The sequence below is a fragment of the Alcaligenes sp. SORT26 genome (assembly GCF_017377875.1).
Classification (GTDB): domain Bacteria; phylum Pseudomonadota; class Gammaproteobacteria; order Burkholderiales; family Burkholderiaceae_B; genus Alcaligenes; species Alcaligenes parafaecalis.
In genome coordinates this window covers 705,997-715,659 of the sequence record NZ_CP070975.1, presented here as the reverse complement: position 1 = coordinate 715,659, position 9,663 = coordinate 705,997, and the positions used below count along the sequence as shown (strand labels likewise).

General features: G+C 55.6%; 12 protein-coding genes. 1 reads left to right on the top strand and 11 read right to left on the bottom strand.

Going from position 1 to position 9,663, the window contains the following annotated elements; translation table 11 throughout:
- Positions 1-29: 29 nt before the first annotated feature.
- The 5 genes from JYG33_RS03305 to JYG33_RS03285 form a co-directional block, all read right to left on the bottom strand.
- Positions 30-1,004 (bottom strand): major capsid protein, encoded by a 975-nt coding sequence (locus tag JYG33_RS03305; protein ID WP_207874345.1) that lies wholly within the window; start codon positions 1,002-1,004, stop codon positions 30-32.
- Between the two features lie 96 nt (positions 1,005-1,100).
- On the bottom strand, positions 1,101-1,847 hold the full coding sequence (locus JYG33_RS03300; RefSeq protein WP_207874343.1) for a hypothetical protein: 747 nt from the start codon (positions 1,845-1,847) through the stop codon (positions 1,101-1,103).
- 11 nt (positions 1,848-1,858) lie between these two features.
- The gene (locus tag JYG33_RS03295) at positions 1,859-3,283 is read right to left on the bottom strand and encodes a DUF4055 domain-containing protein (protein ID WP_207874341.1); all 1,425 of its coding nucleotides are present in this window, start codon (positions 3,281-3,283) and stop codon (positions 1,859-1,861) included.
- A 4-nt stretch (positions 3,284-3,287) separates the two neighbouring features.
- Complete coding sequence (locus JYG33_RS03290; protein WP_207874339.1) at positions 3,288-4,763, bottom strand: hypothetical protein; 1,476 nt, start codon at positions 4,761-4,763, stop codon at positions 3,288-3,290.
- Complete coding sequence (locus tag JYG33_RS03285; RefSeq protein ID WP_207874337.1) at positions 4,750-5,358, bottom strand: terminase small subunit; 609 nt, start codon at positions 5,356-5,358, stop codon at positions 4,750-4,752. The genes JYG33_RS03290 and JYG33_RS03285 overlap by 14 nt, the downstream gene beginning before the upstream one ends.
- 129 nt (positions 5,359-5,487) lie before the next feature.
- Here JYG33_RS03285 and JYG33_RS03280 point away from each other — a divergent pair, with 129 nt between their 5' ends.
- A complete protein-coding gene (locus JYG33_RS03280; RefSeq protein ID WP_207874335.1) occupies positions 5,488-5,895 on the top strand; it encodes a hypothetical protein in 408 nt (135 codons plus the stop codon).
- A 615-nt stretch (positions 5,896-6,510) separates the two neighbouring features.
- Here JYG33_RS03280 and JYG33_RS03275 read toward each other — a convergent pair.
- The 6 genes from JYG33_RS03275 to JYG33_RS03250 form a co-directional block, all read right to left on the bottom strand.
- Positions 6,511-6,870: a hypothetical protein gene (locus JYG33_RS03275; protein ID WP_207874333.1), complete on the bottom strand. Its 360-nt coding sequence runs from the start codon at positions 6,868-6,870 to the stop codon at positions 6,511-6,513.
- A gap of 149 nt (positions 6,871-7,019) precedes the next feature.
- Positions 7,020-7,355, bottom strand: coding sequence for a DUF1064 domain-containing protein (locus tag JYG33_RS03270; RefSeq protein WP_207874331.1), 336 nt, complete (start codon positions 7,353-7,355; stop codon positions 7,020-7,022).
- A complete protein-coding gene (locus tag JYG33_RS03265; RefSeq protein ID WP_207874329.1) occupies positions 7,352-8,005 on the bottom strand; it encodes a DUF6475 domain-containing protein in 654 nt (217 codons plus the stop codon). Before JYG33_RS03265 ends, JYG33_RS03270 begins: the two co-directional genes overlap by 4 nt.
- Position 8,006: 1 nt before the next feature.
- Positions 8,007-8,837 carry a helix-turn-helix domain-containing protein gene (locus tag JYG33_RS03260; protein ID WP_207874327.1) on the bottom strand — a complete coding sequence of 277 codons (831 nt, stop codon included), beginning with the start codon at positions 8,835-8,837 and terminating at the stop codon, positions 8,007-8,009.
- A complete protein-coding gene (locus tag JYG33_RS03255; RefSeq protein ID WP_207874326.1) occupies positions 8,834-9,235 on the bottom strand; it encodes a nuclease domain-containing protein in 402 nt (133 codons plus the stop codon). Before JYG33_RS03255 ends, JYG33_RS03260 begins: the two co-directional genes overlap by 4 nt.
- On the bottom strand, positions 9,232-9,663 hold the full coding sequence (locus JYG33_RS03250; RefSeq protein ID WP_207874324.1) for a hypothetical protein: 432 nt from the start codon (positions 9,661-9,663) through the stop codon (positions 9,232-9,234). The genes JYG33_RS03255 and JYG33_RS03250 overlap by 4 nt, the downstream gene beginning before the upstream one ends.

The window sequence follows — 9,663 nt, the reverse complement described above, 5'->3', positions numbered from 1 at the left end:
AGCGGCCGAAGCCGCCCTCTTCAAATCGATTAACCCTGGCCTTCGGCCATCACACCTGCGCTGTGCTTGATGCTGGACACAACCAGATCCCAATTCGACCCGGTAGCGATCTCGGAATCAGCAGGCGATTTGCCGCCATTGGCCATATCCCAGGCATAGCCTTTCAGGCCCACGGTGAAGTCGTAGTCAATCTGCAGCGTGGTTTCAATTCGTTCCTTGCCGTTGCTCGTTTCCACGTTGGAGACTAGGTTGCGAGGATCGCGCACCAAGGCTGCGCCGGTAGTCAAGGACAAAACACGACGCTTCGCTGGGACTTCCGCTGCGGCTGCAGTAAACAGAGCTGGTGCATCAGTCACAATCGATGGACGCCCCAAGATATCGACCACACGAACGTTACCTGCCTGGAACAACGTTTGAGCATTGGCCAGATTCAAGGCGATAAAGTTGTGGTACTGAATGCCATCCATCACCTGAGCAACGATCTGGCTGGAGTGATCCCCAAACAAGGCGTGCGACTCGTTCACCGTCAAGTAATCAACTTTCTTGGATGCAGACACATCCACGGTCGCGGCCGCCCCCTGATTGCCAATGGCGGCCACCAGCGCAGCAATGACGGTATTGAGCTGGTCTTGCAGCAACAGCTCCGCAAAGGCGCGGGAGGCAACCTCGACGCCCTCAGCCGTAGGCTTGTTAAGCCACGTCATCTGCGAGGGCTCGTAGCGCACAGGGCCAAAACCACCAGCAATTTTCACTGCCACGAACTTATCTTGCGACAGATCCACCGGCGTCACGGCATTGTTGGTGCCATAGCGATCAACGCGGCGACGCGCATTGGACAGGTTTTTGAAGAACGAAGTCATCACAAAATCGCCTTCAAAACCTTCAGTGGTCAGAACAATGGAACCGTTGGAGGCGGCATTGAATTTATCGACCATTTGGGCCAGCGTTTCAATCGTCGCTGGCATGAAGTACTTATTGAATACTTCCATTTGAGAGAGAGACATCTGTAGCTCCTATAGCTGTAAAGATGGATGCCGCGCGAGGCGGCTAAGTTTGTGTTGTCGCGCCTCGCGCGTTGCTGCACCCATCGGGGCAGCTATCTATCGGCCAAGCTCTGGATACTTGGCAGCGATTGCTTGTTGGCGCTCCTCTTTGGAACCACCAAAATTTCCGGCAGCCTGACTGCGCTGCCCTGCGCCGTGGCTTCCAGGTGCGCCGGGGCCAGACGCCTTGGCCAGATACGCCTTTCCTTGCTTGGCAGCAAAATCTTTCACGAACTCCACCGGGGAGACTTCACCCAGATCGGTATCTGCAAAAGCGACACGCTGACCATCGTCTTCGCGACGTACCTTGATCTGATCGGCAAGAAACTTGGACAACATCGGCTTATGGACAGGATCAAAACCTGCTTCATCAAGGGCCGCATTCAGCGCATCACGCCGAGTCTGCCCGTCGATATAGCCGTCACGCTCGGCCACCTGCGCCGTCATGGCGTCCAGGTCCGTCTTGTGCTTGGCTTTCAGGCCCTCGACCGCCCGGGCATGCTGATCTTTAAGCTGAGCTAGCTGTTCATCCGGCTTGGCCCCAGATTTAAGGCGCTCCCATTCGTCAGCGTCGAAGTCCTCGGGCATCGCACCAATGCAGCCTTCCAGCTCCTCGATCTTGGTCAAGCGCTCTTTGGCCTTGGCGGCGTTTTCCTTGTTGGCGCGAATCACGCCGGAAACCTTCGGGTGCGCGTCGATATCCTCGACGTCCAAAACAAAGCGGCCATCGGCCGCTTCTGTGTATAGGTCTTTGAGGTTTTCTGGAACCTCACCCGCTTCGGTATAGAAAGATTTCAAAGCCACGTCATGGCCTCCTAATTAGTAGCGCCCTCGGCGCCTGTAAACTGCGGGCTAGCGCCCGCTAAAAGATCAAGGCCGGAATCCCCATCAGAAATTCCGGCCTCTTCCTCTTCATAGGTACGGTCTTCATGTATGACACCGCCCTGCTGCAACTTGTCGAATAGTGCTCTGTGAGACATAGCCCCCGCTTGCCATGCGGCAACGAGCGCCTGAATGTCCTGAGCGGTGATAGAACGATCGAAGAACTCCAAGTTCGGCGTCACAACGACCTTTTCAGGACCTTCGCCAATCCACTTAGCGATATTGCGCAGTGCCCGCTCCAGACCAGCGGCAGAGGTCTGGGCAATGCTTGTGAGTGTGGCAGTCTGGCTGGCAGCGCGTAGCTTTAGAGCCTCTCCGCTTTCAGCCGACTGGCCTGACTGGAGTACCTGAGCACCAAACTGAGCCGCTCGTGCAAGGGCTTCTTGAATGGCATTTGCCTGCTTCTCCAGACCTGGGCCAGTAAACTCCAAATACTTGGCGTCGCCACCTTGCGGCAAAATCCATAACACTGAAGAACCCAGCGTTTTGGGCGCAAGTCCTTGCTGAATTGCACTTACAGGATCGTCAAACCCTATGGCCACTGGCGTCGGCTCGCTGGTCATGTGCAACGAGAAGGAGAAATCAGCATCCAGGCGGTAGATGCGCACAGCCAGCTTTGCCAAGCCATAAAGCGGTACATCGTCTGGCTCAGGCGTTAAGTCCAGTGACCCAGCGAAAACGAAAGGCAAAGTATCCAGAACAGCCCCTCGTGGCGTAGAGGCGGAAATCTCTTCACCAGCTTGCCAGCCACCATTAACCTTCTCCCAAACTCGGGCTCGGTACACGCCGCCATAAGCCATGCACTCACGCAGTCGTGTCACCTGTTTCCACTCACCGGTTTCACGATCACGGACGGGCCCAGACTCATCCAGAACCACATAGTCCGGCACACCATCCGTCGAGTCCCAGTTAATGATGGATTCAGCCACATAACCAGACAAGTAGGGCTTCCCGTCCTCGGTAAGACCAGGCAACAGCCCATACCGGCCGGTGGTCATGATTTCCATGCCCATGCGCCGGTGTAGGGCGTCCAGTGTCAGGCCATCAAGCGTGGCCCGCTCTCGTAGATGTTCCATGGATTCCGGCAGCTCAACTTTCGCAGGCTTGGCCAACATAATGCCGACCGCCCCCCGAATTGTTGGCGCGGTCACCTCAGGAAACTCAGCTCGCGTCTTATACAAGTCGTACACGCGGGCCTTGGCGACCGGATCCTCAATGGCTGTTGTGCCGGTCTTCATCGGCAAGTATTTCTCACCTTTTTCCTTAACATCGTCCTCACCCGCTACCGCATCACGCATCAACTCCCATGAAGGAGCAAAGCTGATGTACTCCGGGTGCTTGATACTTGGGTCTTGCATGTGATTATCCAAAAGCAGTTGTGACAACTCCGGCCGACTTCAAGCCGATATTTGGCGCAAGCTCGGTCAATGCCCAGACTGCGGCATCAAGCCGGTCTGGCGATTTCTTGGCCGTTGTTGGCACATATTCCATAAGTTGGTTTTCGAGCAGGTACAGAGCGCCTTTGTGCGCGACCCGGCCTTGCTCATAAAGTGCTGAGATAGGTTCAGCTCGGGCGAACTTTCCCTTGCTGGCATGGACACGGACGATGCGGCCCTTAAATCCAGCATTACGCAGCGTGGACTCAGCCATATCGCCGCCCTGGTTCGTCTCAATGACGATAGCGTCGGCATTGTGCTGCTCGTATGCGCCGATGGCCTTCAGCGCCCAGCTATTCGGGCTGTACTTGCCGCTGTAGTCACCGTCTACCGAGTACTGACGGTTGTCGCCTGCTCCGTAGGAACTGGCCACCACGATGCCGGTCTCGTCACTTTCGTCACTCGCAGTCGTGGCCGGGTCAACCGCCACCACCGTGCGTACGAGCTCATGCCTGATCTGCAAAGCATGAGCAGCCGTAATCAGCGCCTCAGTCCACAGCGCTCCCTCCGCGTTGAACTTCCGTGGCCGCTGCATGTACTGCGCCTCTGCCGTTCGCCGGTGAGAAAACAGCGCGGCCCGGTGCGATTCGTTGTGCTTGAAAGGCCAGAGCCAGCCATCAGGCAGGCCGTGATCAATCGGGATGCCGTGTGTATTCTCTTCCGGGTACGGCAAACTGTTGTCGATGATCACAGGCAGATTCAAATGGTGCCACTTCTCCCCAGACCCGCCACGCAGCAAATAGCCGCTCAGGTCCTGGTAGTGAATCCGCTGCATGATCACGATCATCGGCGTGGTTTCAATTGCCAGCCGTGATTTGATCGTTTCGTTGAATCGGTCATTAATGCCGCCGCGCACCGTATCGCTGTATGCATCATCAGGCTTGACCGGGTCGTCAATGATCAGCGCACCTTGCCAGCCTGGCTCCATGTGGCCGGCTCGAAAGCCAGTGACCTGACCGGCAGCAGACGACGCATATACGCCACCACCATGCTCGGTCCACCACATGGCCTTGCTGTCTGCATCGTCGCGCAGCACCATGGGCCACATGCTTTGATAAGCCTGCGACTTCACAATGCCCCGCGCCGTACTGGAGTTCAGCAGCGCCAGATTGTGCGAGTAAGACAGGTGCATGAACCGAGCGCGATTGTTCAGCGCCAGACCTCGCCCGATCATGTTGATCGTCGCCAACTCGGTCTTTGTGTACCCAGGGGGCACATTAATAATCAGGCGGGTAATCTCACCAGACACCACACGATCAAGCGTTTGCTGGATCACCTTGTGGTGTGGGGCCACGATCATCTTGGCGCCCATGCGTTGTTTGAAAAAAAAACGGCCAAAATATAGGCCGTCTTCTTCACACTCAATCTTGCGGGCGTATGTTCGTTGGTCAGCAGTCGTCATCAGCCAGCATCTCCTGCCGGGCCTGTTTGTATTCTTCTTTCGTCAGGGTAGCCAGCTCAATCGGCCCACCAGTAGGACTGCCGTGGCCAACCTGCTCACGGAAAGCCTGGACGCTGACATGCTTGCCCAGCAGTTCCAGGTTCTTCACCTTGTCAGGCCATTTGATTTTCTTGAGGACGCCGATGGCCGCGCGATCATCGCCCGAACCTCCAAACAACTCAGCTAGGTCGAACCCGGTCAAGTACTGACGCCATACCTTGGGCCACTCACTGAGAGGCTTCAGACTCATTGCATCGGTCATGATGTCCAGCACGTCCATTCGGTCTATCTCGACCAGACGGGCCAGCACATAATCTGCATCTACCTGTAGACGCTCAGACCGCTTGGCTTGGGCCTCTTGAATCGCATTAGCAATTTCAAGTTTCTTCAAGTTCTGCTCGCCGATCTGTCCGGCAGTCTTGGCACTGTACCCAGCACGAATAGCAGCCTGCGTGGCGTTCAGATCAATTAGGTATTCCTCAACAAAGCATCTTTGTTTCGAGGTCAAAGCACGACCGCTATTAGACTTAGCAGCCGCCTTGTCTTGTGCGGTCATAATGGTCATTCGCCTAGTGTTTTGCGCTACTCTCATAGCCCGATTAAAGATATGCGGCGAACAGCCGTTCTATGTTGACGCATTCCGCGTATTTTTTAGTTTCGCCGGCTTAGCGAGAAGGATAGATAGATGATAAAAATTTACACAGACAACCCAGAGAAACATTTGAGAAGCATTATGGCTGCTGCCAAGGACCCTAAAAGTGACACATCACTTACTTGGTCATATAGGCAACGGAAGGAAACAATCATAAGAGACAAGAAAGAGGTTGTGGTAACCAGGGCAGCTCTCTACCACAACACCAGTGGCGGGCACTGGGTTGATAAGGGTGAGTTCTGGCTCTTCCATACAGACAATACAAACGAAAAAAGTATTGAGTTCTGCCCTAGGTGGGTCCCGGACAAAGAAAAGGATGCTGACGCTATGGTGAAACTGTACGGTCGACTTCTTGAGAATTTGCTTAGCTATTTCAGGGGGTCTACAGACTACAAGTCCGTCGAGATAGATATTCCAAAAGATATCTGGGAAATGAAATAAGAAAAACCCGCCGATCTCACGATGGGCGGGCCTACTCTACCTGTATCGAATGCTAACATCGCATGCTCTCCCCATTGGAAAGCCACCTCATGCCAATCATCATCCTTCTGCCTATCATTACATTGCTTTCGCTTGTACTAGCCTGGCGAACTCGCGGAGTAAACCGGGCACTTAGCATTGCGATTGCACTACTAAGCGCTGGCTTTTCGGCGGTGTATTTTTCTATATTGTCTGCACTCTGATTCGGTCGCCCACAAGAGTCAACTCCGCGCATGAAAGCAAAAGCCCGCTCAATCTTTCGACTGGCGGAGCTGTTCAAATCTTACGGGCGCAACTGTACAGGCCTATTGTCGCAACTAACGTCGCAGTTTGCATTAACTCCATGTCGCAGACTGCGACACCAAGAGTAATAGGCAGACGTTGGCCCTTCCTTCGTTTGTACCACCTGGCCAGAAGAGCAAAGGCTGCGCAGCACTCGCTCTACACCTTTCCGGACAGCATGCCGCTCCACATCCGACACGGGCATTGCCCTGGTGACATGCCGCACAATCTGAGCCATCCTGAACTCTCGGCCCGGATACGCCGCCAGCAGATCTATCACCTCCGACGCATACTTCACAGCAATACCTCCTTTTCTACCTTGGCCCTAAACCCTTTCAGGTGACGTTTGTAATCCTCGTCCCGCAAGATGGCTCCTGTGATCTGGCGAATCCACCGACGCGCTACCACCAAGCGCTCAGATGCCGACAGGTTGCCAAAATGCGAGTTCTTCCGGGTGTACTCGGCCTGCACCACCATGGCCTGATAAAGCGGCAGGCATTGGTACAGAATATTCACGGCCTCGGCGTGGTCCTGATTGATCGGGCGGTAGTCGTCCTCCCAGGGCACGTACCGCTCCATATTCCCAACCGTCTCGCCGGACCAGCACCAACGAGCCCAGTTCCAAAGCAAATCATCGCCGCTCAGTTTTTGCATGATTGCCCTCCCCGAATAACGCTTTGAGTCCTTCTCGTGCCCGTTCTCGCTTTGCTTCGGGCTGCCGCTCCTGGTGCTCTTGCCGCTTCCGGCGCACAAAATCAACATGCTTGGACGGGTCTTGGTACATCCAGCTTGGGTATGACATATCAAACCTCCCTCACCGAAATGCCGTGAACCTGGAGCATGAGCTTGCGCTTCATGATGTAGTCCCGTGTACGCATGCCCTTGGCGTCCTCGATTACCTGCTGACCGGTGCGGACGTCCGTGTATCGAAAGTCCGCTACGTACTCACAGGCTCGCTCTGCTTTACCGTCTGCCCGGCGCTGCTTGGGGATCAGCTCGAAACGTAGCTGCAACTCCAGTCCGGTGATCTTCCCTGCCCGTTCCAGCAGCTTGAGCGCACCATACCGGGACGCTTCCCGCTTTGAATCGAAGGTATGGCCGTCCAGCGTGACTTTTCGGTTTCCGTACTTGCGCTTCATGCTTGCAGCCTCCGCGGCGAGCTGGGCGCAAATGCCTCCTGCATCTCTTCCTCACTGAGCTGTTGGAATCCAATGCGCTGAATATCGGAACCGTTCTGCAGCACCAGCCTGGCGCGCATGGCATCACCAATAAGCACCGGCGGCTCTACCCGCTGGCCAGACTGACTGTTCTGCGCTTCGGCAATGCCGGGCAACCAACGGGGATACTCTAGGCTGGGGCGTGTGGCGTAGCCGCGGTAGCGATTCTCAAATTCACGCGCCACGAACGGCCATTCGTCTTCTTTCTTCGTCCCCAGTGCGATCCAGCCGCCCATATCCTGCAGGACCAGCAGAATGATCGGATCGTCAAATGTCACGCTGCGGTATGTGCCAACGGTGCGCACGGCTTTATTCACTTTGGCCCAGGCCACCAAGGCGCTATCCTGAGTCGAGCCGCGCAACAGCTTCACAATGTCCGAAGGCTTAGGCACATACTGGCCATTGTCGGGGTTCACGCAATGCCGGTTTATGGCTTCGTTCACGGCAGGGTAATCAAAGGGTTTCATGGCCTCCCACCAGACGTTCAGCGCAAAGCGGGATGTGTCCCGGTGATAGAAGGCATAAACGTCGGCCATAAGGCCAAAGAACTGCTGTTTTTCAGTGTCGTGCATCTCAGGACTCCAAAGCGGCTAGACGGGCAATTTCTCGGTTTCGGGCCTCCAGTGCCTCCTGGCGGTTCAATCCTCTGGACTGCACTGAGATCCCTTGTCCGGTGTTGCTTTCCTTGATACCAAAAAGCCCAGTCCAACCACGCTCAATGCTTTGCTCGATGGCGGCGGTTGGGTCCTGCCCTGCGGCATGCAGCTTTCCAAGCGTTCGCAGAGAAAGCCGCTTGGCTGCCTCCGTCCAAGCCTTACCGGATTTTTCTTTTCGGAATTCATCCCACATCGACCACGCATCAGAATCCAGCCAGTCGGGCAAAATCAAGGCGTCATCCTTTGATGGTTTATGACGGTTACTTGATGGTTCTATGGTGGTTATATGCGGGTGCAACCCGTTGCACCCTTTCATGTCGCCGTTTGCACCCTTTGTGTCGTCAGATGCGCCCTTTATGTCGTGGATTGCGCCCTTTTCGGGTGAATTAATGGGCGCAAAATCTGCACCGTTTTTTTCATCAGAAATGGGTGCAATTTCTGCACCGTTTTCTTGGCCCGGCAGTTCGCCACCTTTAATCCAATCCAGGTTGATTCGATACTCGCGAGATTGGCCCCGGCCCCCATTGCCGCTATTGACCAGAATCAGCCAGCCGGACTCTTCCATCCTGCGTAACTGATACTGGACAGTGCGGCGCGATTGCCGCGTCTTGATCATCAAATGCTCAATGGACGGGAACACCTTGCATCCGTCATCATCAGCATGATCGGCCAATGCCAGAGCGAGAATCATCTCCCCACCGCCGACCGGGTACCGTTCAAATACGGCCGTCATTACCTTGACGCTCATACACACTCCTTATCCCGCACTGGACGCCACGCGGCAAACGCACGCTCCCACATGGCTTTCTTTTCATCACGTGTAAATCGCCGCCCTTGGTCCAACTCTGCGTGGCAGGCATAGCAGCCAGGGACGGTATAAAAATCAGGGGCTTTCAGTCCGCCTGCCTTGTCGTACTCCAACCAGTTGGGATGGCACGGGACCACAGTCGGGTCGTCGGGATAGCTGCGACACAGCCCGGGAATCTGCAAGTAACAGGGGTGACCACGCACTGCATTGCGCAGCTTGGCGTCGTGCCGACCTGGCCGCTTCTTAGGCGCCCGCTTCTTCCAGGGACTGGACTTCATCGGCTTGTACGTGCGCAGCGGTCCACCGGCGCGCAAGGTGCTGTTCCAGGCGGTCCTCATGCCGACGCCTCCGGAAACTCCAGCATCACTCCACGGGCCCGGAAATCAGCCTGCACAGCCTCGGCGTACGCACTCAACTGCTTGCGGCTCATCAATGACGTGACCGGCAGATACTTCATCATCAGCAGCTTTTCTTCATAGGTCCGGCCTTTGATGATCGAGTCGTACATGCCTTGGAACTCGGCATCTTCGGCCCGCAGGATCGGCACGCCGTGATGCAGCTTGCAGTAGCAGCGCCAGCCCAGCGCATCATCCTCGGGCAACTCACGCGCTATCTGCCCATACCAGACATGCGTAATGTCGTTCTGCGGCAGAGTACGGGCCTTGCCGGTCTTAATCGAAATTCGCAGGTATCGGTGGACTTGGTACTGACTACGCAAGTCGCCCATAAAGCGCTGCAGGGATTCGTCGCTGTTCACGATTTGCAT

Excerpts from the sequence above, each read along its gene's own strand:
- JYG33_RS03290 (WP_207874339.1), bottom strand. The coding sequence starts at position 4,763 with ATGACGACTGCTGACCAACGAACATACGCCCGCAAGATTGAGTGTGAA.
- JYG33_RS03255 (WP_207874326.1), bottom strand. The coding sequence starts at position 9,235 with ATGAGGACCGCCTGGAACAGCACCTTGCGCGCCGGTGGACCGCTGCGC.
- JYG33_RS03250 (WP_207874324.1), bottom strand. The coding sequence starts at position 9,663 with ATGCAAATCGTGAACAGCGACGAATCCCTGCAGCGCTTTATGGGCGAC.
- JYG33_RS03285 (WP_207874337.1), bottom strand. The coding sequence starts at position 5,358 with ATGACCGCACAAGACAAGGCGGCTGCTAAGTCTAATAGCGGTCGTGCT.
- JYG33_RS03265 (WP_207874329.1), bottom strand. The coding sequence starts at position 8,005 with ATGCACGACACTGAAAAACAGCAGTTCTTTGGCCTTATGGCCGACGTT.
- JYG33_RS03270 (WP_207874331.1), bottom strand. The coding sequence starts at position 7,355 with ATGAAGCGCAAGTACGGAAACCGAAAAGTCACGCTGGACGGCCATACC.
- JYG33_RS03260 (WP_207874327.1), bottom strand. The coding sequence starts at position 8,837 with ATGAGCGTCAAGGTAATGACGGCCGTATTTGAACGGTACCCGGTCGGC.
- JYG33_RS03295 (WP_207874341.1), bottom strand. The coding sequence starts at position 3,283 with ATGCAAGACCCAAGTATCAAGCACCCGGAGTACATCAGCTTTGCTCCT.
- JYG33_RS03305 (WP_207874345.1), bottom strand. The coding sequence starts at position 1,004 with ATGTCTCTCTCTCAAATGGAAGTATTCAATAAGTACTTCATGCCAGCG.
- JYG33_RS03280 (WP_207874335.1), top strand. The coding sequence starts at position 5,488 with ATGATAAAAATTTACACAGACAACCCAGAGAAACATTTGAGAAGCATT.
- JYG33_RS03275 (WP_207874333.1), bottom strand. The coding sequence starts at position 6,870 with ATGCAAAAACTGAGCGGCGATGATTTGCTTTGGAACTGGGCTCGTTGG.